The organism is Chryseobacterium sp. CS3K3.1 (assembly GCF_059515165.1).
On the sequence record NZ_JCAKRV010000001.1, the window covers coordinates 415,822 to 439,019 of the forward strand.

Sequence of the window (23,198 nt, forward strand, 5' to 3'; positions counted from 1 at the left end):
TTCAGTTTAAAATGTTTCTAAAACTATTCCAAGTCATTATAAATTTGGCATTGGACTTGGCTTTGCCCCTTGATTTATTAATCGTGTTTTCATATCTCGGAAATATTTTATGTCTCCAAAAGTTCCATCTGAAAATTCTTCCTTATAATCTCCATTTCTTAATGTATCATGTAGAAACATTGGAAATACTTTATCCAAGTTTTGTTTATTTTTAGAAGAAACTCCCGGATCATTTTTATACAAACTAATACTATCTATACCTATCCAGTTATATAAAAAACGAATGTCTTCAAAATAGGGTCCGTCATCAATATATAATCGGTAGTTTGTAGGACGGTCAACTTTTCGAATAATATACATCCAATCATCCAGATTAAAATCTTTCCATAATTCGGGAATAATAACAAAAAGACTTCTTACATTTTTATATCTAAAATCCTCAGAATTAAGCAGCTTAATTATTAAATCTTTTGAATTATAGGTTAGTAATTCATTTTTTAAAGGTTTATAAGAATCCCAACCACTTTGTTTTATTCCATGATGTAATTTTTGTATAATCTGTTCCATTATTTTATATTTTGTATATATATTATTTTATCCTTCCCAGTCCGCACTACCTCTCCTCTGCTATTTATACCTAAAGGAGTGATTTCATTACGTGCTCTTTTAATAGGTATTTCAAGCCCCTTTAGTATTTCTCCTAATCTTTCAGCTTCTTCTGCTGTTGGTGTATAGTGGCCAGACATATTATCAAATTCCACTATTCTACCATTTTTAAAACGAATACCTCCAGCAGCTAAAACATCCTCACGATTCCCTAGTAAATGATGTTTCTCTCCTATTTTTAATTCACCAGATTTTGTAATTACAAAATCAAATTCGTCTGAAGGAAAAATATTATCATTCAATTGTCTAAAAACTCCCTGAGAATCCATTTTATATCCGAGAACAAATCCATCTTTTGGCAACTCTTCTATTGGATATTTATTTGCTATTTTCGGTATTCTTTCACAAAAAGCAATTATCCTATATTCTTCTAAAATCTTTCCAACCTTTCCAGCATCATAACTTACTTTTCTTATCTCCTGCAAAACTTTCTGATACGCTTTATCATAACGGCTTCCTTGAGCAATAATCTCACCTTTATACACCAAAGCAAATCTCCTATTACTACTTATTGAGCCTATCGCATCAGGATTAATACCTCCTTTTTTTCCAATACTCTCCATAATAGCAGCTGCATCAATCTCCAGAAAGAACGCTCCATTCTGTATCAAAGCATCACATTCCGATGTTTTTGAAATGAACCCTGCGCTTGGGATTACCCATTCTGTTGGATTAAACATGCGGAGATCTTTCCTTTGATAAACTCCGCTGTTCAAATCCAAAAATACGGAAATTGCACTTGCACGCAATCCCTGTCTCACATTTTCTGCAACATTCACAGATGCTTTCAATAAGCTTAAGCAACTTCTGTAAAAAGCGACAGTAAGCTGCGCTAAACCAACAGCAAGCTGCGGTACTGCTACAGCAGATCCCAATACATTATAAATAAGATCCCATTGCCTCAAAAATTCATCTCCTCCAGGAAGTTTGGCAATTTCCGCCCGGAACGCCCGTATGGTGAGATCCGGTAATGCCAAACTAAGATCTGCCGCCGCTGCTAATAAGAGATACGGGTTTCCGGATAATGCTAATGTTCCGATTCCAAAAACGACTCCTAGCATATCGCCCACAATCCGGATGGTTTCATTAATATCTTCCCACTTTTCTGCATCAGCCAGCGCTTTTACATAAATAGCCGGAACCATCATGATAGTACCTTCCTGTTCCGCTCCTTCATTGGTTTCTGATGTCTGTTGTTTTATAAAATAAACCATTTCAAGAGGATAAAACTCTGCTCCTTCATCCAGATCTTCTGTTACCTGTTCTGTTGCATTAGGATCTCCTTCTTTAGGTACAATGAAAACTCTTTTTGTCACTTCTTTCTGCTGCTGAAGAAAAAAAGTTTTTTCATCTGATTTTCCAAAACCCAATAGATCTCCCGCCAGCCCGAAAACTTCAGTATTAACTTTATACTCATTTCCTATCCTGAAAGTAGAAGCTCCTGCCTTCGGACGACTATAAGAAAACAGGCAATACTCCATCAGGATAGTAGCAAAAATGATACGGTTGGATTTCATTTCTCCATTAAACTCACTTACCCCATCCAGGTTGAAATAAATCCTGTTGCAGAGTTCAGGACTTTTTTTGAACTTGTCCACTAAAAAAAAACGATCGGAAAATGCTTTTAAGACATTGACTAAAGCAGAACTTCCATCCTTCCATCCGCTGAAAATCCCAGTATCATCAAGTTTTGTCAAGGCAAGCAGATGCCCAAATAACGTTTCATTTTCAAGAGCCATTCCCCGAAGGACAAACTCAGGAGTATTGTTATAAAGAAATTTAAGCTCCTCTGCACTCTTTGCTTTTAAAAAACCTGATTTAAAGATTTCTGTGAAGTAGTTTTTGTATTTAGAATAATTTTCGAAATCACCATACCCAACATAATTGACCAATCTCCTAAATTCTTCATAGGAAAAGGTTTCCAATATAATAGCTTTCTTTCTCCTGAGCTCTTCCCGATCTGCATCTCTGTGATAAAAATAAATAAGCTGGCAGGAAATCTGCTCTTGGGCAGCATTAATTACAAATTTGATTTCACACTCTGTTTGGACCAGATTCACAAGCTCTTTATTCTTATTGAGATATGTTTTTAAGTATATAATGTTCTCTTTATCATCCTTAATGTATTTTTCTTCGGCAGTTCCATCATAATCATTGATGTTATAATCCAGAATAAACCGCTGATTAAACTGATTGCTGTATTTCAATTTATTACATAACAGCTGCTTTTTTATAAAATCATCAGTACGCCATTCCTTACTGATAATTTCCCTAAGTTCAAGTGTTTCCATAATTTTTCTTTTTTGAAAAAGGCAGGGCTTTGAGGCCCTGCCAGTAATTAATAATTCTTAAGAAAGTGCATCTAGGTTCTCTTTGTGTTTTTCCACAAATTCATCCAGATAGGAAGCCAGAAGTTCTGTAAAACCAGCTTTATTGTTTTTCAACAGCCAAAGCATGTACTGATAGCTTGGTACTTTTACCAGATCGGTATTCATATTACCTTCAGGTTCTGCAACAGGAAGTTCTATAAGATGATTGTCTCCGTCACGAAGGTAGCTCCACGTATCTTTATAGATTATCCATTCCGGAGAAGGAAGTGAAATATTAATTTCTTCTCCTGTTTCCTTGTCTTTCAAAATCTGCTTATATCTGAAACTGATGAACTGTTGTTCAGATTTAGCATCAATATCCAATACACGAATACTTCTTTGAAATTGTGGAAGCTTCGGATGCTCCTGAAGTGGAAGTTCTGCAAGGCTTAATGAAATATTCTCTACATTATTAAGGATTTCTTTAATGTTTTCGGGTATAATTAAATGTTCGTTCATAATTTTTGTTTTTAAAATTTGTATAAATTGATAATATTTAACGATGTTGTTGCATTCCCTCCCATATTATTGACGGCCATATTCAAGCTGTATTCAACGTCAGGAACAGAAATAATGGCCAGTGATGTAACTCCCCTTGCAGTCATAGAAACAGTCATAGAGGTTCCGTTTTTAACAATAATAACATTGATGGTCTCATTGGTTCCGGTAGTCCCTGCATTAACGGCTCCCACTACTACATTATTAAGGTAATGAACTCTGTATCCTATACTGTTTCCCAGTGTTCCTACTGTTTTTAGGCGGGTAATAGTCTGATCCAATAATTCTACATTCGATGCATTATTCATCAGTCCTACATATTGTGTTTTTGAGGTCATATTAGCTGCATGCTGATAATTGACAGAAAATTCCAGATAAAAGTTTTCTCCGGCACTATTAAGCTTTGAGGATTTAAGTGCTGCTACGATAGTAGGATCATCCGTACTGTAAGCTTTTACAGCAGAGTTGCTTTGATAAATAGCTGATCCTCCGCTACCAAATGTGTCGGGATTGGATGCATCATTATAAATCTTTTTGGTCCATGTCAATGCTGATACATCTGCAATCTGTAGATTCTGCACTACTGAAACTGTAAGGGGTGTCACATAATAAGCGACTCCATTCCATAGTCTTATCTTATACTGTCCTATGGGTAAATCCTTAAAGTTGTAATAGAATGTCAGGTCTAATCCATTGGTATATAATTGTACCTGTGAATTAGGAACAGTCGCTAATTTCGTAGAGCCGCTTTCATCCATGATATCTATGGAGAAAGATGTGGGAGGGAGGTTAAGGTTGGCTCCTCTTAAGCTGATCCAGTAGTTTTTATTCTGCTTATCTACAACAGGAGGAGTGATAACAGCAACACTCATAGTATTAGTCGTCCAGCCTCCGTTCATTGCTGTTTTCCATGCTGTTTTCTCCGCTTCGGAAAGAGTGGCCGGCAAGCTTAAGAACGGCTGCTTTCCATTTGTTTTACCTACACGTCCTGAAGAGTTCTGAGATAAGAAAGTACTAAAGGTAGCATCATTGGAAACGTCATTCAAGCCTGTGATCGAATAATAAAGTCCTGAAGTATCTAACGTCCAGTTGGCTCCTAATTTCAGTCCTGCTCCCACAACAGATGTAAGTGATGAATTGGCTATATTTTTTCCCAGATCACCTGCCGGAAGTTTGGCAACATTTCCGTTATCATTCATTCCTATGATTTTAGGATAATCCTGCGCATTCCCATCTGTCAGAGGTATTTCTAATTTTTTAGCTAATTTCTCTTGTGTATTGATATTATATTGAGCCTGACTTGCCATTCCTTCTGCTACAAGATCCGTATTTGAAATACTGATATGACTATCAGCTAATTCCAGGGGAATAGTTCCATCAACAACGGCATGCATTTTTAAATCTCCGTTTTCATCAACAGCATAATCTGTGTAAGTGGGAGAACCTATTGCAGCTACCTGATAGATGGCGTTCACTTCTCTTTCTCCAATGGGAGGCAATTCATTGACACGTATAATTTTTCCTATAATTGGCATTTTTTTTAATTTTTAAGGTTAATAATTATGTTATTTCCAGTCTCCCAAAATCACTTTCTGTCCTTCCAGCGATTCTACTCCAAGAAGATTGTCATTGGGTTCAAAATTGGTTCCGCAGATTTCTCCCAGTTCATCATCAAACTTCACTCCTGGTTCACAGTTGCAAGGCAGGGCTTTTTTAACTATTAGCCCAATAGATCCTGCCTGAAGAATGGTAAGGGAAGTAGGAATTTTCTCTCTCCATGGCTCTCCTTCTTTTGTCGCTTTTGGTGAGCGTAATTCATCCACAATGGATAAGAATAAAGGATCATCAATGACAGGAACTTCACCTCCGTTCCAGATTTGTCCTGTAGCCAGGAAATGTCTCACTGCTTCTTCAAATCCTGGTCTTACCGTAACAATAACTCTTGCCATACCTGACTGCATAAATACTCTGAACGTAGGATCATTATCATCAAACTGATATAAATCTGCCCATGATTTTCTTTCACCCCAATAATAGGGGTAGAAATAATAACTCATGATTTCCCATTCAAACGCCTGCTCCATAAATTTGATAAATGCAGCATATTGATCCAGTTTTTCATCCACCTTAATGTCTGTATTCTGAAAAGTTTCTGTAGAAGCATTATCATTGGTATAATATCTTTTTTTACCGAAAGTGAGTAATGCATCAGGATTCTGATTCAGCATATAGGAAATACAGTTTCTTCTTAAAATGGTATTTTCAATTTTTCTGTAGAATCCTGGATTAGATCCTTTGATCTGAGCTCCTACAGCTTTTGCATCTGCCAAGGCAGCTTCATACTTGCTCAACTCCACTTTATAGGCTTCAATAATTTTATTGAATGCTTTCTGCAGCCAGCCATTTTTATATTCTTCCTGCAGCACACATTTGATATTAACCGTTGCATGGAAATAATGGGCATTTGTTGTCGCAATAGTAATAGGAACCTCCCTTACAAATTTTAAGAATGCATTAGACGAACTATCTCCTCCTACCAATAAACTTACTCCACTTGCCCAGCCATTGTAGCCTGGGAATGAATTATTGCTTTTAACAACATAAGATTCAGTGATATAATGTTCCGGGATCGCAATAAGGTCAGATTTTGAAGAGGCCTGTTTTGATTCAGTGGATGAGTAATCAATGGATTTTCCTACATACACAACTGGTTCCAGTCTTTCATCAACTTCAACATTGTAATAACCCAGCCAATATTTTAGTTTTGTGGAATCTGCCAGAGCACTCCAGTCTTTGATCTGCATCCCGGCAGATTCTCTCGGATCAATAGGCTTTACCAATTGATTTTCAACAACATTACTTACCTTCATTCCTAATGAATGTAATTTGGCAGGTTCCGGAATCATAAACTCAAACATCATTCTCTTTCCATAGTTAAAGATCTGGTTTTTGACTACTTTATCCACCCAGCGATATACCCCTACGACATGGTTGCTGCCTTTGGTGTTATCAAAACCATGTTTATTGTTTTCCTCATATTCCTCAAGGATTTTATCAATTCGTTCTTCTTTCACCTTGGTAACAATCCTTTCCAGGGCTCTGGCGGTAACATCTTTAGCCTCGGTAACGGCCTGTCTGTTACTTTCTTCTTTGGAACTATGAGTAGCATAGTTAGCAGCAGTATTTAACATGTATCTTGGAGAAGCACTTCCTCCCCATGATGCATTAAATCCTGCCTGGGCTGCAAAATCCTTAGATTCCTGAAGAACTTTAGAAATTTCACTTTGCATCTCATTTCTTTCCGTGGAAGTTGTATCCGTCAATTTCTCTTTTTCAGATTCCGTAGATTTGGTAGTTTGGGATTCACTTCTTTTTAATCTTCGCGAAGATTTTTCTCTATACTCCCTTGCCATGACGTTTTCAATATGTGAAACATCTCCTTCTACATAACAGTAAGTGCTTTGCTCTACCTTTCGATAATCTGCAATCCCAATATTTCTCATTCCAAAGCCTGATGGGATGAATGTCTGATCATCCTCAGGTGTTGTCGGGATATCTTTATTTTTCAGACAAACACTTCCTTCACCTGTCAGATTATAGATTTTTGTTACTGAATCTATTCCTCCTGCAGTATATATTGTCATAGGAATTTTACAGGTATATACTTTTCCGTCATCAAGGGTAAGCTCTGCTTCAAGCTGGCAGCCATTCTTTATAGCGTCTGTAATTTGTAATTGAGGCAAAACACCATCGCTAAACAAGGATAAGTAATCTCCCCCACCGGCAACCTGTAATTGATTTGAGGTTTGAACTACATTCCCATTATTATCCAATATTTTGATTATTCCTGAAGCTGATGAAAATAACGATGTAGTCTCTTTAGGTGTCATACTTAGCAACCATCTGTCCGAATAGTTCTGAAAAGATCTGGTTCTTAATAAAACAGGCAGGCAGTTACCGGTTCCTCCATCACCTCCGGTACCTTTATTTTTTAATGTAAATGTTCCTGGTCCTTCAAATCTGTACATTCTGTTTGCCGTCCACAATAACTTCGCTTTCATCGTATAGGCAAGTCCATCATTAAGAATAACTTCTCCTTCCAATAGTAAAACTTCATTTTTATCTATAACAGCAGCGGGAATTTTTTCCGGAGTATTGAATAAAGATGTTACATTGGGAGCATCAAATGTATAAGCCAGGGTTCCACCTGCTAAAAGTTGGTCATCATATGACTTTATATTGTAATTTCCACTTACAATGTGCTTAGGAGCATTGATATCAGTCGTTAGAATCATGGTATGATCCCCCAATCCCATATTACCACTCATTGTTCTTGCAAAAAAAGGAATCTCCTGAGTATTTACAGATTGCGTTACAGGAATAACAACACCTCCTACTGTTGCAGAAACCTGTGGAGTAAGATTTGTATTATTTAATATCGTTTGCTGCAGCTGCTGGCTGTTTTGTTCAATGGTCTGAAAAAGCTCTGTAAAGGTTGAAACATCATTTAGTGAGTTTGATGTCCCAAAAATTCGTTGTAAAGATTCGTTATTTTCTTGGCTTAATTTTCTTTGCAGATCATCTGCCTGAATTTCAGGACGAAAGTTAAATGTAAAAGTCTTTACTTCCGGAACCGGAATATATTTTAAACTTGATAGTCCTTCACGATTATCTGCTGCCAGGAAAATTTCCTTCTGATATTCCTGTTCTTTTACTAGGGCATCATATCTGGACTGCTCAGGCCTTACCTCTTCTTGATATTGTTTGTAGGCAATATCATAAGCCGCTCCGTATTCTTTTTGATAATTCTTCTCAAGCTGTTCTAAAGTTCTTTTAAGCTCCTCATTTCCTTTTAAGTTTACTGTAGCTTCTGCAAACTTCAAGGCACTATCACTCAAAGGATGACTTTGAATACTGTTTCCCTCTCTTGAAGCAACTGTATTTGAAGAAGCAGTCTTAGCACTAAAAAGCTCCTTAGGAAGAACAACTTTGGCTTTAATAACATCTTCATACTGCGTTTGAGTAGTTCCATCATAATTGGAAAGAATATGATCCAGATGTAAAAATTGCATTAAAGTTTCCTTTGCGTAAAAATCTTTTTGAGTGACCACCTGATAAATAAGATTATCCCAAATATTAGAGTCAATTTCAACGATAGGTTTTGGAGTCTCTTTATAAGTTTTGATTTTAGCATCAAACTCCTCTTTGGTTGCTTTTACTTTATTTTTTGCAACCCAAACTGACAATTCATAAAATTGTACACTTTTAGCTTTTAATGACTCTTCTGTTTCTATAGTTAAACCTGTGATCTTTTCACAGACGCTTTTCAAAGATTCTCCAGCTTCTACTCGTGGGTCAATTACTCCCTTTTGTCTTAGATAGTTTCTGAAAATAAATCTTTTCTCCCTATTCTTTGGATCAGACAATTCCGCGTTGCGCATCGTTGCAAATCTGAATAAAGTTTGTGAGCTATTATTTTGATTAATTGCTTCCATTTTTTAATTTTGTTTTGATTTTTATAAAGGTTGAGATCTGAAGCTCTTTTTAGTAGAATGTCTTCAGGTTTTAGCCTTATTTTTTTAGGTGGTTTCCGGCAAAAGATGTCCACCTGGAATTTTTAAGTCTAGTTTCATATTCTGTGTTTTTTCTTAAAGCAAAGATCACCCCCAGAAGCGACAGAACTCGTCGTATAAAAAAAGTTATTTTTCTACTCTAAACCTTTGGAACAAAAACTATTGGTATTCTCAATATTTTAATACATTTGTTTAAAACATACTTCAGATGAATTTCGAGCAGATCAACTTACACCTTGAGGCTTACAAAGAACACAACCAGATTCTGGATGCTGCCAAGTATCTGATCCATTCTTTTAATCTGGAACATGAGAACTTTGCGGGATTTGGTTTCAGGGAAGAGCTATCTCCTACGTCGATGCTTCTTACAGCAGAAGGAGATCTGGGAGGACCTCAAACCGTAATGATCCCACGAAATTTATTTGACTTTGACCTGAACCTTGTTCTGAATATGGTTGCCCACGAAATGCTTCATGTAAGACAAAAAGCACCCGGACAAGTTATTGAAGACAAAAATGAAAGGGAATTTCAGGCGTATTATGAAATGCTTTTTCACAAGGTTTTCCCACAGATTCCTGAAGTTTCGGATTTTCATAAAAAATTCTTTGGAGGAAAAGCATTGGAATACTACAAAAGAATGGGTGAAGGCTCAGTATTGCAGCAAAAGTATGCAGAACAGAAAACAGAAGTAGAACATCTAATTAACGAATTACCATGACAGTAAAACCAGACATCACCTGGGCAGATTTTGAAAAAATAGACATCAGATGCGGAACTATAATCTCAGTAAATGATTTTGAAAAAGCAAGAAATCCATCGTACCAGCTCGAAATAGATTTTGGAGACCTAGGAATCAGAAAATCATCTGCACAAATTACTTCTCTCTACGAAAAAGAAGAGCTTATTGGAAAACAGATTTTAGCCGTAGTGAATTTTCCTAAAAAGCAGATTGCTAATTTCTTCAGTGAATGTCTGGTGTTAGGGCTTTATGGTGAAGACAAAAAAGATGTCACTCTTTTAACGCCATCATTACCCACAAAAAACGGAATGCAGGTAGGATAACCTGCCAATAAAACATAAAAAACCTTAGGAAGACTTTCACTAAGGTTTTTTTATTTGATATTATTATTTATTGATGGAGGGTTTTTACCCCAAGATTGGTAACCTGACCAAAGCTTACTGATACATTGGGTGTATTTTCATCCATATATCCAGTGCTGTTTCCGGCATCATAAGAAACGGTATAACTTCCTTGTGGAAGCCCTGAAAACATGAAAAATCCGTCAGGGTTAGGGATTGCAGTAGAAAGCGTATCTGAAGCCATAATGGCGTGTATAACTGCCTGCGCCGCCTGAGGCTGTACATATCCTTTAATCTGTCCATTGGTAAGCTCAGAGAATGCCCGTATCACCGGTTTTAAAATATATGATCCATTCCCTGTCGTTACAATAGATCTTCCGGCATCAAAATCAATCCACACGGTATATGCTCCGTTTGCTGATAATGTCTGATTCCAGTTGAATTTCAGTCCGCTCTGTTGAGCCGATGGGGTTTGCAGCGGATAAGTTACTCCGTTTACAACCACACTATTATTAGGACCCAGTACCATTCTCATCTGAGAAACATTTCCTTCAGGAAGTGTGGCCTGTCCTAAAACTACATCTGTTCCATTTTTAAAATTAAGAAGATTATAAACTCCCGGATTTGGAAAGTTTAACGCTGTCCATTCTCCATTGCTGTTAATTTCAATTTTTTGAATATCAATATTAACAGCATTATATGCAGCAGGGCCGTCTGTAAGCCTTACATTCACTGTAGCAGAACCTTTTTCATCGGAATCATTACATGATGCCAAGAATAATAAGCAGATACTGCTTCCTATAATGAATAAATTCTTCATAAGCTTTAAATTTATGTATAATAAAAAACGTTTTGGATAATTGATTTATTATGTCATATATTTCGGTTATAAAAAACAAAAAATGATCCAAAACATTCCTTTAGAAAGAATTTTATTTCTTGATATTGAAACGGTTCCGCAATCCGGCTCCTGGAACGAGTTATCAGAAACAGAACAATATCTGTGGGATAAAAAAACAAAATTTCAGAGAAAAGAAGATGTTACTGCTGAAGAATTTTATGACAGAGCCGGTATTATGGCCGAGTTTGGAAAAATCATCTGTATTACCATTGGAATGGTTGAAAAGAATGAAACGTTAAAAATAAAGAGTTTTTCCGGGCATGATGAAAAGAAAATGCTGCAGGAATTTGGAGAAATCTTCAACAGCCCAAGACTTTATAATGTGATTCTCTGTGCCCACAACGGAAAAGAATTTGATTTTCCGTGGATTGCCAGGCGTTATCTCATCAATGGAATGCAGCCGCCGGCACCATTTCAGATGTTTGGGAAAAAGCCCTGGGAAATTCCTCATATAGATACTATGGAACTCTGGAAGTTCGGGGATTATAAAAGTTTTGTCTCCCTGGAATTACTGGCTCATGTCTTTGGTATTCCTACTCCGAAGGATGATATTGACGGCTCAATGGTTTCATCAATTTACTACATAGAAAAAGACTTGCAGAGAATTGTTGACTATTGTGAAAAAGATGTCTTAACTTTGGCAAATATTTTCCGGCGCATGCGTCAGGAAGATTTGTTGAAAAGGAATATCAATCTAGATTAAAAAATGAAATTTACAGACGATCAAATTGCTGACATTGGTGAGGAAATCATTGGTGTATTAAAAACCGTATATGACCCTGAAATTCCGGTAGATATTTACGAATTAGGGCTGATTTACGATGTCCAGATCTCCGATGATGCAGACGTAAAAATTATCATGACACTTACTACTCCCAACTGTCCTGTGGCAGAAACACTTCCTCAGGAAGTAAAAGATAAAGTGGCTGAAGTAGAGCATGTAAACAGTGTAGATTTAGAGCTTACTTTCGAACCGAGCTGGAATAAGGATATGATGAGCGAAGAGGCGAAGTTTGAGCTGGGAATGCTTTAATTACTCTTAACAATATAAAACCCCGAAGAAGTATTTTCGGGGTTTTTATTTTTAAATATCTTTTGCGATTTCCTTGCCTTCTCTCCTGCTCCATTCACTCCATGAACCTACATACAGATCCGGAATGGGAAATCCTGCATAATCCAGGGCTAAAATTGTATGACAAGCTGTAACACCTGATCCACAATGAATAATAAGGTGTTCAGGTTTATCCTTTAAAAATTGGCTGTATTTTTCTTTTAAGATTTCCGGGCTCAGAAAATTTCCGTTTTCATCAAGGTTTTCAGAAAAAGGAATATTGATCGCCCCCGGAATATGCCCCGCGACCAGATCAATAGGCTCAGATTCACCTTTGTAGCGGTAGGCATCTCTTACATCAACAACTGTAGAAGAATTGTTTATTAATTCATTTTCAACTACTTCCAGACTTGAAACCGGAAGACTCCAATGATCTTTTTTAATTAAAGCTGCTTTATCAAATGTTTCTTCTCCGGAAGAAAATTCTAATCCTTCTTTTTCTGCTGCCTGCATTCCACCATCAAGAACCTGAACATTTTCCAGTCCGAAAGATCTCAGCATCCACCATGCTCTTGCTGCTGCATTGGAAGCATTTTTGTCATCATAGACAACAATATGAGCATCTTCTGATATTCCAAGATTTGAGAGAGTTACAGCAAACTTGTCTACCGAAGGAAGAGGATGCCTTCCACCAAAAGCTGCATTTTCTCCAATTTCAGCCAGATCTCTGTCCAGATCTATGAACCGGGCTCCTTTAATGTGCTTGTCAAGATAGCTTTGCTTTGCTTCTTTTCCAGTTCTTGCATCTAAAACAATTGTATTCTGTGAAACGTTAATAGTCTTTGTAATTGAAGAAGTTTTCATAATGGATTGATAAATTATACTTCAGGTTAAAATTATTTTCCTGAGAATTATTTTGTATAAATTTAAGCAATTAAAAAAGACAAATATGAATTCTAACCCAAAGCTTCCGAAAAAATCAAATAAAAAGTGGATTTTAACATCTGTAATAGCAGCTCTTCTATTAATCGCTTTTTCATTTTTATACAACTGGCAACGTTATTTCACCTCAACAGATTCTCCGCAGGTAGAGTATGGTACTCCAGCCATCGTTATTGAGAATTTTGATTATCTGGCAAGCATCACGTTTAAAATACAAGAATATAATAAGATTAACAAAGAATATAAAAAAGGAATCGTTCAAATATTTATCAACAATAAATTTTACGATGCAGAAGACCATTCCGAGAGGTTTCATCTTACCAATATCAAAGACCGTGCACCCAAAGTATTCACATTTGGTAATTTTACTGGAAAAAATGAAACAAACAAAGATGATCTCGCATTTTTAGTAGAAAATGAAGACTCCAGCAGCAGTATTTTATTCATTATTTCCAGTAATGGAGATGTTCTTTATAAGAAAAGATTTGATAGCGAAGTGCCGGTTATCAATTCTTTCAAAAGAGGAAGTAAGATTTTTATGGATACTGAATATTTAGAGCCGTCTCCAGAAGATGGGCTTATTATCAAATTTAAATACCGTAAAAGCGTTATCCTTTATGTTTCAAAAACTACCAATTTTGAAGAATTCCATCAATATACTAAAGAAGAGCTTGATGACATGAAAAACCCGCATTATGAAGAAGAATCACCATCCCAGTCAGACAGCGATTCTATAAAATTTGATTAAATAATTGTCTGTATTTTAAAAATGAAAGATATCCTTCGCCTTGTTATAAGAACTTTCAAAGTTCAGAAGGTTCAGCTTATGTTCTGCTTTTTCAACACTCATAAAGTTGATCACCTGTTCTGTAGGCATATTTCCTACAAGATCATCCTTAGCCATTGGGCATCCTCCGATTCCTTTGATCGCACTGTCAAATCTTCGGCAGCCTTGGTCGTAAGCGGCTTTTAATTTCGAGTACGAATCTTCATAGCGGTTATGAAAATGGCCTCCGAAGTTGATATCCGGATATTTTGAAGGTATTTTTTCAAACAAAAGAGCAATGGTCTCAGGAGTGGCTACGCCGGTAGTGTCTGATAACAAGATATCTTTCACTCCGATATCTGAGAACTTTTGTGCCCACTGGTCAACATCTTCCCATTTCCACATTTCACCATACGGATTTCCAAAAGCCATAGAGAAATAGATATTAAGCTGTTTCCCTTCACTTTTTACCAGTTCAAGCATTTTAATGATTTCATCGAATGCTTCTTCCTGACTTTTGTTGGTATTTCTGTGCTGGAACGTTTCAGAAATAGAAAACGGAAAACCCAGAATATCTACTGACTCATGTTTCAATGCTTTTTCGGCACCTCTGTAATTACCTATAATGGCAGAAACTTTAGTCTTGGAGCGTGATTTGTCAATATTTTTTGCCACCTCATCAGAGTCAGCCATCTGCGGAATTGCTTTTGGAGAAACAAAACTCAGACAATCCAATACATCAAAACCAACATCCATCAAGGAGTTGATATAATCTATTTTTTTATCGGTAGGGATAAATTCTCCCCATCCCTGCATAGCATCTCTAGGACATTCGGTAAGAAACATTTTTACTTTTTGATTTTCTCAAATATAATAAAACTAAACTACTTGGTATACTGTACATACAAAGCTAACACTATTTTGATTTTCAAATATTTATATCTGATTCATAATTTCAATAACTGATATTAAATCGCAAATAATGTATTCTCAGCACCAAATTTGCTAACTTTGTTAAAATTTATGATATCTGATGAGTACAATAGAATTCAACCCTTTGTGGAAAGAAAAATTACTGAACCGTTTCCTTAGCTATGTAAAAATATATTCTACCAGTGATGCAGAAAGTGAAACAACACCTTCTACTGAACGTCAATGGGATATTGCCAACTATATTACTGAAGAACTGAAGACCATCGGCCTGGAAGATGTTTCTATAGACAGCAACGGCTATATCATGGGATATGTTCCTTCTAATCTGGAAAATGATGACAGACCTACCATAGGGTTTATTTCCCATTATGATACTTCACCGGACTTCAGCGGAGAAAATGTAAGACCTCAGGTTTGGGAAAACTATGATGGAAATGATCTTCTTTTGAACCAGACAACAGGATTCACTTTATCTCCATCAAGATTTGAAAGCTTAAAAAAATATGTTGGTCAGACCTTAATTACTACGGACGGAAATACACTTCTTGGTGCCGATGATAAAGCCGGCTGTGCAGAGATCGTAACAGCAGCTGAATATCTTATCGCGCATCCTGAAATCAAACATGGAAGAATTGCTATAGGATTTACTCCGGATGAAGAGATTGGAAGAGGAGCGCATAAATTTGATGTTGCTAAATTTGGTGCAGAATGGGCTTACACAATGGATGGCGGAGAAGTTGGAGAACTTGAATATGAAAACTTTAACGCTGCCGGAGCTGTGGTAAAAATCCACGGATTAAGTGTTCACCCCGGTTATGCTTACGGAAAAATGATCAATGCTGCTCTTTTAGCTGCTGAATTTGCGCAAATGCTTCCTGCGAACGAAACACCTGCAACGACAAAAGGTTTTGACGGATTCTACCATTTGATGGACATTACAGCGGATATTTCTGAAGCTAAACTTCAATATATCATCAGGGATCATGATGCAGATAAATTTGAAGCCAGAAAGAAATTCATGGAAGAAAAAGTAGCTGAGTTCAACCAAAAACATGGGGAAGGAACTGCTGAAGTAGAGATTAAAGAGCAGTACAGAAACATGAAGCAGCAGTTTGAAGGTAAAATGCATATTGTAGACCTTGCTGCAAAAGCAATGACTGAAGCAGGCATTGAGCCTAAAATCAAGGCAATCAGAGGAGGTACAGATGGCGCTCAGCTTTCCTATATGGGACTTCCCTGCCCGAATATCTTCGCGGGAGGAATCAACTTCCACGGACCATACGAGTATGTCGCTTTGGAAAGCATGGAAAAAGCAACTGAAGTTATTATTAACATTGTAAAAGCTTAATACATCATGAAAAAGGTCTTAGCATCAGCATTCATTTTCACTTTTATTTTCAGCAGTGCCCAGATTTCTGAATTTCAGAGGGCAGACTCACGCTATGAAAGAAAGAAAACGGCTCTGTATAATAAATATCCTAAGCCTAATGATTTAAGAACCAAGAAAGAATGGCTTTTGACAGAGGATAAAATAACAGCTTACAAGACCGCTTTGGATAAAGCTTCTCTTGAAGATCAGAAAATGATCTCGGCAGACCCTCCTGTAAAAACAAAAGTGAGTAAGGACGCAGAATATGATAAAGGTAGGGCCGCTTTTCAAAAGCTTTTATATGAAGTTGTAGATCTTGACTTTTTGAACTTTTCTTCGGAAACCTACAAAGCAACAATAAGTTTTGTTGTAGATTCCAAAGGGAACGCTCTCAATCCCAATGTAAAAGGAAATAATGAAGATGTAAATGCATTCATCGAAGCCGCTTTTTACCGGATTAAAGATAAAGGCAAGTGGAAACCGGCAGAAGACAAAGGGAAACCCGTCTCTTCAAATGTTTCTGTTCCTTTAACAATGTCCTTTAAAAAATAATATACAGAACCCGCTATCATCATAGCGGGTTTTTTATTTTTCATATAATAAAAACATAATTAAAGATCATTATGTTGTTGATATTAATTTAACACAATTCTTTTGTAAGTTTTAAATAATTCACCTAATTTTGATTAAAACTTAAAATCACTTTATATGAAAATGAAATCCAACCCTTTCAAAATCAACAGAAATTTTTGTTTTTCTTTACTTTTATCTATTTTCTGTTTGTTTCTTTTAACGTCTTGTTCTCAGGATGATCCTGCCGATCTGCCTGCTGAAAAACCTGCAGAGACTGCCCAAATGAAAACGCTGGGAAATCTGACTTTACAGAAGAATGTTATTATTCTGAATGATGAATCAGTGAATGCAATTTCTGCTCATAATAACGGAGAAATTACATTTAGCCGTCCAACTCCACAAACAGATAGCATTTCCGTAGGAACTGTTATTGTCGGGACAAAGATAGAAGGTGATCAGGTGAATACCATTCTTTCAAAAGTAAATTCTGTTTCAAAACTGAATAACCAATTCACCGTACAGACTTCCAGTGCAAAGCTTGAAGAATTTATCTACAGCGGAACCCTGAGCGGTGTATATGATACGTCAGGCAAAGCTCCCGTTAATATTGATGGAAGAATGGTTAATTATATTCCTGTAGAAGGTATGGTTTCTGAGCAGATCAATCAAAGAATACTTTCTATTGAAGCTAAAAACCTTCAAAATCAGAAATTAATTACATTCAACCGTTATAATTTTAATAAAACCTTTTCGTTTCCTTTAACTTCAGCAGGAACATCCAGTGTTAACGTACAAGGAGGTTTTACACCCAAAATTGATTATAATATCACCTTCTCATGGGGACATTTATCCAACTTCTATGTTAACCTCATCATGGATGATATCAAACTTAAAAGCTCTGTAAGTATCACAGGAAGCCTGGGCTACACCGCAAGTACCACAGACTACCTGAATATTCCTATTGTTCCTATCGTTTTAGGACCTACAGGATTGATTTTAAGCCCTACTCTTTCTGCAGGTCCTTTCCTGGGAGTACAGGCTACAGGAAAAGTCCAGGCCCAGCTTTTGGATCTTGAAGGGAATGCCAACTTTTTAGTAAGCAAAAATCCAGATATTAACATTAATCTTCAGAAGAAATCAGAACCAGCCATCACTCTTGCAGAGGGGAATTTATCTGCCGAAGGAGGTTTAGAAGCAAAAGGAGCTGTAGGACTCATGTTCCTTACCATTCCTATTGCTAATTCAGGAGTAAAAGGAAGAGCTTCTGCCCTTTCATCTTTAGGATTAACACTTGTTCCTCAAAGAAAAGGCGTGATTTCTGTGAAAGGTAAAATTCAGGCTGATATGTTCTATGGTTTTGGAATTGCTCCTTTACGATATGAAGGAACTATTCCTCTTTTCAAAAAAGAACGTATGCTTTATCAGAAGGAATTCAGTTTTTAAGACATCTTTACTATTCAACATAAGAAAGCCACTTTTACAGTGGCTTTTCTTTATTAAAGTCCTACATGAAATTCATTTACAACACATTAAGTCAATTTTATTATATTTACAATCAGTTACAATTGTAAACAATAACATTAAAACCAATTATCATGAAAACAATGAAAAAACTTTTGAGAAAAGATTTATCTGCCATTCTGGGCAGCGGAGGAAATGAGTGCCATATGGGAGGAGATTCCTACAACTGCCAGAGTGACTGTGAGTGTGCATGGGGAAAAGCCTGTGAAATGTATGAAGACGGAACCCCGGGGCAGTGCATCGCTGTTGGCGGAGGCGGAAATCCTGGTGGCGGAGGCACTGGCGGATGCATTCCTCCTTCTATTTGTGAAGAACAGCCTTATTAAACGATAAGAAACCGGAAGCATTACTGCTTCCGGTTTTTTTATTCTAAGTATTTGTATCCAAAGGCATCTTATTATGAAATTTTGTCATTTATCTCATTAAAAATCACAAAAAATACTCTTTATACTCAAAATAATCCCCTAATTATCCTTTTGTTTTTAAATCTAACAGTTTAAAAATCAAAATATTTTTAACAAAAAAAATCCTATATAAGTGAATTGATATCAAATTTGAATTTACTTCAATTTTCTCTCGATTATAATCTTTTACATTAGTATTTTTATTAAAAAACCACACAAATGAAAGTATTAAAATCTATTTTCTCATTAATTACATTCTTTTTCGCGGCCAATCTTGTATCGGCTTCAGGATCAGGCATTACCTGTAACGGAGAAACTTACAAAATTCCTCTTGCAGGAAATGCCTTTATAACCCGCCCGGCAAGTAACGGAACGGAGGAGATTACCGATTACGGACTGACCAACTGGACAAGTTCTCAAGCGGTAGTGAGCACCTATTTTAAGGTAAGCAACAGTGGATTCTTAAACATTAAAGTAATCGCAAAGGTATTCTTTGATAAAAGCAGCACCATTAAGGTTACCGTTAATGGAGTTTCACACAACATTTTTATGAAAGGTACCTCTTTTACTACCTATTCCGCTGGAAGCTTTTATGTACCTGCAGGATATGTAAAAGTAGATCTTCAGGGTGTCAGGAAAAACGGGCTCTATTTCGGGCGCGTATCTGATCTGCTGATTGACGGACCTGCAACATCGGGGAATACTATTTTCTGCAACAATCCGGATTATTACTATTGGGCAAGAAGAGGTCCTTCATGTCACTTAGGATACGTTATTCCCACTTCCGAAAACGTTTCTTACTACTACAATGAAGTAACGGTGCCTGTCGGCCAGGATAAGGTGGGATCCTATTTTATGGTGAACGGTTTTGGAGAAGGATATTTTGGAATGCAGGTAAATAGTGCACAGGAAAGACGTATCTTATTTTCAGTATGGAGTCCCTTCGAAACAGACAATCCTGATACGATTCCTGAAGATAAAAAGATAAAACTGAACTGTAAGGGGGATAATGTTACCATTGGGGAATTCGGTAATGAAGGCTCAGGAGGGCAAAGCTATCTGAAATTCCCTTGGAAAGCGGGCCTTACCTATAAATTTCTGCTGAAGGCAAATCCGGATGGAGCAGGCAGTACAGATTACACAGCCTGGTTTTTTGAACCTACAGCCGGAAGCTGGAAACTTATCGCAAGCTGGAAAAGACCTTATACCAATACTTACTTAAAAGGATTTTACAGTTTTGTAGAAAATTTTGAGCCTGAAAATGGGTATCTGGGCAGAAGGGTTGAGTTCGGAAACCAATGGATAAGAACAGCGCAGGGACAATGGATGCCGGTTTCAAAAGCGAATTTTACCGTTGATGCCACTTACACCGCCAATCAGAGAGTGGATGCGTCCGGAGGAACCGTGAATAATAAATTTTTCTTAAGAAACGGAGGATTTACCAATGAATATACTCCGGTAAATACGTTGCTGAGCGTTACTGCACCTGCTCAGGCTCCGAACATTAATCTATCAGCTTTGCCGTACTGCAATAATACCGGCACCATACAACAGCGTTCTGCAGCGGCTCCTGAAAATACAGATCCTGTCAGATTGTTCCCGAATCCTGCTCATAGCTTCATTCAGGTAAAAGGACTGGAAGCTAAGCAGGCTTCATACAGCATCATGAATGTACAGGGTAAAATAATTAAAACTGGACACACAAACGGGGAGGAAATATCAATCTCAGCATTGCTGGATGGTATCTATATACTCAATATATATGATGGTACTACCATCAGAAAAAGTTTAAAGTTTATTAAAAATTAAATGGAAAGCAGGCTCAGTCTTTCCAATCAGAAACAAACACAGATATCACGTATTTAAACAGGTAAACACCTGGTAAGAAAGGCTGCGTTATTAAATAATAAAAACCGGGAGTATGACAACTTCCGGTTTTATTTTTCACCTAAAAACAGATCCTTGTCAAAGCATCTCTGCCATTCATCAAATAAAATTTAATTCCATCCGTCATAGTTGTTGTTTTGCATCAGATTTTTAACAATAATAAAATTATGAAGCAGCAATTTTTCGCTTTAAGTGCATTGCTATTATGCATTTTTTGCAGTATGGAAACTAAAGCACAGCAGGCTCCGGCTTTTCACATTGGAGTAAAGGGAGGGGCAAACTTTACAAAAACCTCCACGGAATCTTCTTTAGAGGGGAAATACGGATTTGGTTATCAGGCAGGTGTAATGACAAGAATGGATATCGGAAAACTGTATGTGCAGGGAGAAGCTCTGTTCAACAAAAGAAAAACATCATACCAATCCCAAGACGGAAGCTCTTCAAAACTTTCATGGAACGCTATTGATATTCCTGTGGTAGTTGGATATAAACTGATTAAAGCAGATGATTTTAATGTGAGAGTATTTGCCGGAGGTGTTTACAGCTATGCTTTCAACAATAAAGTATCTGCGTCTCAAGCCATTCAGGAGGGATTTAAAAAGTTTGACAAATCCAATATTGGCATTACGGGAGGTCTTGGATTAGATTATAAGAACTTCACAGTAGATTTGAGATATGAAACCGGCCTTACAAGCATCAGTAAAGAATTTAAGTCGAAACCTCACAGTTTTTCCCTGGGAATAGGCTATTTCCTGTTCTAAAAAACTTAAATTATCTTTACCATTAGAAACTGTTTTCCCTGCAGTTTCTAATTTTTTTATCAACCTATTTCCCATTCCATGACAAAATCTTTTATTGTAAAAGAATACATATTTACTTTTATTTTCTGGCTTGTATTAGCTATTGTATTGTGGTTTAATTTCCAGAGTACAACAGAAAGTTATCTTGCGATGACCCAGGCTGTGATCATTGCGGCATTCTCGTTTACATTTACTCATTTTTTAACCAATAAACTTCTCCCGAAAGCACTTCGGGAAAAGAAAATGAAACTGTTCCTGGTACAGCTGGTCATGGTGATTTTCATGCTTAGTCTGGTTTTCTCCGTTATATTTACCTACCTTGAAGTGGAACCCAAAGATGAGCTTCCGGACAACTTCAGAGATCATTTACCTTTTTTGTGGAAGGGTTTTTATATGTCCCTGCCTGCCTCTTTTCTGATCAACGGAGCAGCGTGTGGTGTAAAATTTTATAATGAACATGGAAGAATAGAGCGTGATCATATTCTCCTTCAGCAGGCTCATCTGGAAAACCAGCTCAAGCTTCTGCAGGATCAGATCAACCCGCATGTGGTATTTAATATCCTGAATCATATTCATATCCTGATGAAAACGGATACCCAGCTTGCGGATTTTTTACTGATGAAATTTTCGGATATTCTCCGGTACCAGCTGTATCATTGTAATCAGCCACTGGTTCCTTTGGATAAAGAGATGGAGTATCTCCAAAACCTTGTTGAGGTAGAAAAGCTGAGGTGGGGAAATGAGCTGGACGTAAAAGCCCAATGGCAGATCAATAACAGAAAAGCTTCTATTGCTCCGCTACTTTTGGTTCCTTTCATAGAAAATGCATTTAAATACGTTTGCAGGCTTCCGGGACATAAAGGTTATGTGAAAATCTCCTGTCAAGAAAAGAATAACAGTCTGTATTTTTATGTCGAAAATTCCTATTCGGATATGGCAACCTATAAAAAGAAGGACGGAACGGGCGGAATCGGTCTTCAAAATGTAAAAAAACGTTTAAAATTACAATACCCGGACTCTTATGATCTGAACATCGAATCCGATAATCACATCTTTAGAATAACATTAACACTAACATTATCTGACAGTTATGAGCTCTAATATTCCTAAAATGAAATGCCTTATTATTGATGATGAGCCTTTAGCGAGATTCCATCTTAAAGAACTGGCCGGTCAGATTGATTTTTTATCGGTTGAAGGAACATGCGCAACAGCATTGGAAGCCGACGCAAAGGTAAAGGAGAGTGAAATAGACCTTCTTTTCCTTGATATCAATATGCCTTACCTTACAGGCCTTGAATTTCTGGAACAGCTTGAGAATCCTCCTTTATGTATTCTCACTACCGCTTATTCCGAATATGCACTGGAAGGATTTCGGCTGCAGGTGGTAGATTATCTGTTAAAACCCATTGCCTTCAACCGGTTTTATCAGGCGGTTAATAAGGCTCAGCAGCAATTTATCATCAGTGAAAAGCTGAAAAAAAACACTTTGCTGGATGATCCTTTTCTGTATGTAAGACAATCTGATACTTTTATTAAAGTTTCCTGGGTTGATATTTTGTACATTGAAAGTATGCAGAATTATACCAGGCTTCATTTTAAAGATAAATCACTGATTATCCATCAGACGATGAAAGCGATTGAAGAGTCACTTCCTTCGGATCATTTTTTCCGGATTCATAAATCATACCTCATCAATATTACCCATATTGATATGATTTCCGGGGGACGTCTTTTTATTAATAAAATTGAGCTTCCCATCTCCCGGACCCGCAAAGAAGAATTGCTTAATCAGGTGGTTTATAAGAAATTAATCAGTAAGTAACTGAAAGAAGCCGGAAACGGAGAATGTAATAATTTCCGGT

General features: G+C 36.9%; 21 protein-coding genes. 13 read left to right on the forward strand and 8 right to left on the reverse strand.

All coding sequences use genetic code 11. From position 1 onward, the window contains the following. Positions 1–36: 36 nt before the first annotated feature. From AC5YGI_RS01810 to AC5YGI_RS01830, 5 genes are read right to left on the reverse strand one after another with little or no spacing between them, the layout of a single operon-like run. Positions 37–567 carry a hypothetical protein gene (locus tag AC5YGI_RS01810; RefSeq protein WP_330744832.1) on the reverse strand — a complete coding sequence of 177 codons (531 nt, stop codon included), beginning with the start codon at positions 565–567 and terminating at the stop codon, positions 37–39. After that, positions 567–2,957, reverse strand: coding sequence for a hypothetical protein (locus AC5YGI_RS01815; protein WP_330744831.1), 2,391 nt, complete (start codon positions 2,955–2,957; stop codon positions 567–569). Before AC5YGI_RS01815 ends, AC5YGI_RS01810 begins: the two co-directional genes overlap by 1 nt. A gap of 57 nt (positions 2,958–3,014) precedes the next feature. Further along, positions 3,015–3,494, reverse strand: coding sequence for a hypothetical protein (locus tag AC5YGI_RS01820; RefSeq protein WP_330744830.1), 480 nt, complete (start codon positions 3,492–3,494; stop codon positions 3,015–3,017). An 11-nt stretch (positions 3,495–3,505) separates the two neighbouring features. Further along, on the reverse strand, positions 3,506–5,068 hold the full coding sequence (locus tag AC5YGI_RS01825; protein ID WP_330744829.1) for a hypothetical protein: 1,563 nt from the start codon (positions 5,066–5,068) through the stop codon (positions 3,506–3,508). A 30-nt stretch (positions 5,069–5,098) separates the two neighbouring features. Next, the gene (locus AC5YGI_RS01830) at positions 5,099–9,028 is read right to left on the reverse strand and encodes a hypothetical protein (RefSeq protein WP_496167356.1); all 3,930 of its coding nucleotides are present in this window, start codon (positions 9,026–9,028) and stop codon (positions 5,099–5,101) included. Between the two features lie 286 nt (positions 9,029–9,314). Between AC5YGI_RS01830 and AC5YGI_RS01835 the strand changes: the two genes are divergently transcribed. Continuing rightward, positions 9,315–9,824 (forward strand): hypothetical protein, encoded by a 510-nt coding sequence (locus tag AC5YGI_RS01835; protein WP_131436986.1) that lies wholly within the window; start codon positions 9,315–9,317, stop codon positions 9,822–9,824. Further along, positions 9,821–10,168, forward strand: coding sequence for a tRNA-binding protein (locus tag AC5YGI_RS01840; RefSeq protein WP_076595106.1), 348 nt, complete (start codon positions 9,821–9,823; stop codon positions 10,166–10,168). Before AC5YGI_RS01835 ends, AC5YGI_RS01840 begins: the two co-directional genes overlap by 4 nt. A gap of 67 nt (positions 10,169–10,235) precedes the next feature. Here AC5YGI_RS01840 and AC5YGI_RS01845 read toward each other — a convergent pair whose 3' ends face one another. Further along, positions 10,236–11,006 (reverse strand): DUF4382 domain-containing protein, encoded by a 771-nt coding sequence (locus tag AC5YGI_RS01845; protein WP_496167357.1) that lies wholly within the window; start codon positions 11,004–11,006, stop codon positions 10,236–10,238. Between the two features lie 82 nt (positions 11,007–11,088). Here AC5YGI_RS01845 and AC5YGI_RS01850 point away from each other — a divergent pair, with 82 nt between their 5' ends. Beyond that, positions 11,089–11,790: a 3'-5' exonuclease gene (locus AC5YGI_RS01850; RefSeq protein WP_227941254.1), complete on the forward strand. Its 702-nt coding sequence runs from the start codon at positions 11,089–11,091 to the stop codon at positions 11,788–11,790. 3 nt (positions 11,791–11,793) lie between these two features. After that, the gene (locus AC5YGI_RS01855; protein ID WP_047422116.1) at positions 11,794–12,120 is read left to right on the forward strand and encodes an SUF system Fe-S cluster assembly protein; all 327 of its coding nucleotides are present in this window, start codon (positions 11,794–11,796) and stop codon (positions 12,118–12,120) included. A gap of 51 nt (positions 12,121–12,171) precedes the next feature. Here AC5YGI_RS01855 and AC5YGI_RS01860 read toward each other — a convergent pair whose 3' ends face one another. Beyond that, complete coding sequence (locus AC5YGI_RS01860) at positions 12,172–13,002, reverse strand: sulfurtransferase (RefSeq protein WP_496167358.1); 831 nt, start codon at positions 13,000–13,002, stop codon at positions 12,172–12,174. Between the two features lie 85 nt (positions 13,003–13,087). On the opposite strand from AC5YGI_RS01860, the gene AC5YGI_RS01865 reads away from it, so the two are divergent. Further along, positions 13,088–13,828 carry a hypothetical protein gene (locus tag AC5YGI_RS01865; RefSeq protein ID WP_496167359.1) on the forward strand — a complete coding sequence of 247 codons (741 nt, stop codon included), beginning with the start codon at positions 13,088–13,090 and terminating at the stop codon, positions 13,826–13,828. 15 nt (positions 13,829–13,843) lie between these two features. On the opposite strand, the gene AC5YGI_RS01870 is transcribed toward AC5YGI_RS01865, so the two are convergent. Then, positions 13,844–14,692, reverse strand: coding sequence for a hydroxymethylglutaryl-CoA lyase (locus tag AC5YGI_RS01870; RefSeq protein ID WP_110009044.1), 849 nt, complete (start codon positions 14,690–14,692; stop codon positions 13,844–13,846). A 187-nt stretch (positions 14,693–14,879) separates the two neighbouring features. Between AC5YGI_RS01870 and pepT the strand changes: the two genes are divergently transcribed. The 8 genes from pepT to AC5YGI_RS01910 all read left to right on the forward strand — a co-directional run bounded on the left by pepT (position 14,880) and on the right by AC5YGI_RS01910 (position 23,158). Next, complete coding sequence (pepT, locus tag AC5YGI_RS01875; RefSeq protein WP_202842024.1) at positions 14,880–16,127, forward strand: peptidase T; 1,248 nt, start codon at positions 14,880–14,882, stop codon at positions 16,125–16,127. Between the two features lie 6 nt (positions 16,128–16,133). Next, entirely contained in the window at positions 16,134–16,700 is a 567-nt protein-coding gene (locus tag AC5YGI_RS01880; RefSeq protein WP_496167360.1) for an energy transducer TonB, read from the forward strand. 156 nt (positions 16,701–16,856) lie between these two features. Then, a complete protein-coding gene (locus AC5YGI_RS01885; protein ID WP_496167361.1) occupies positions 16,857–18,164 on the forward strand; it encodes a hypothetical protein in 1,308 nt (435 codons plus the stop codon). Between the two features lie 152 nt (positions 18,165–18,316). Further along, positions 18,317–18,568, forward strand: a complete 252-nt coding sequence (locus AC5YGI_RS01890; protein ID WP_041461961.1) for a hypothetical protein — start codon at positions 18,317–18,319, stop codon at positions 18,566–18,568. Positions 18,569–18,865: 297 nt separating this feature from the next. Then, positions 18,866–20,455, forward strand: coding sequence for a DUF3472 domain-containing protein (locus AC5YGI_RS01895; RefSeq protein WP_496167362.1), 1,590 nt, complete (start codon positions 18,866–18,868; stop codon positions 20,453–20,455). 245 nt (positions 20,456–20,700) lie between these two features. After that, positions 20,701–21,294, forward strand: coding sequence for a porin family protein (locus AC5YGI_RS01900; protein WP_496167363.1), 594 nt, complete (start codon positions 20,701–20,703; stop codon positions 21,292–21,294). 78 nt (positions 21,295–21,372) lie between these two features. Next, positions 21,373–22,434, forward strand: coding sequence for a sensor histidine kinase (locus tag AC5YGI_RS01905; protein WP_330744817.1), 1,062 nt, complete (start codon positions 21,373–21,375; stop codon positions 22,432–22,434). Further along, entirely contained in the window at positions 22,424–23,158 is a 735-nt protein-coding gene (locus tag AC5YGI_RS01910) for a LytR/AlgR family response regulator transcription factor (protein WP_395972129.1), read from the forward strand. Before AC5YGI_RS01905 ends, AC5YGI_RS01910 begins: the two co-directional genes overlap by 11 nt. The last annotated feature ends 40 nt before the right edge of the window (positions 23,159–23,198 follow it).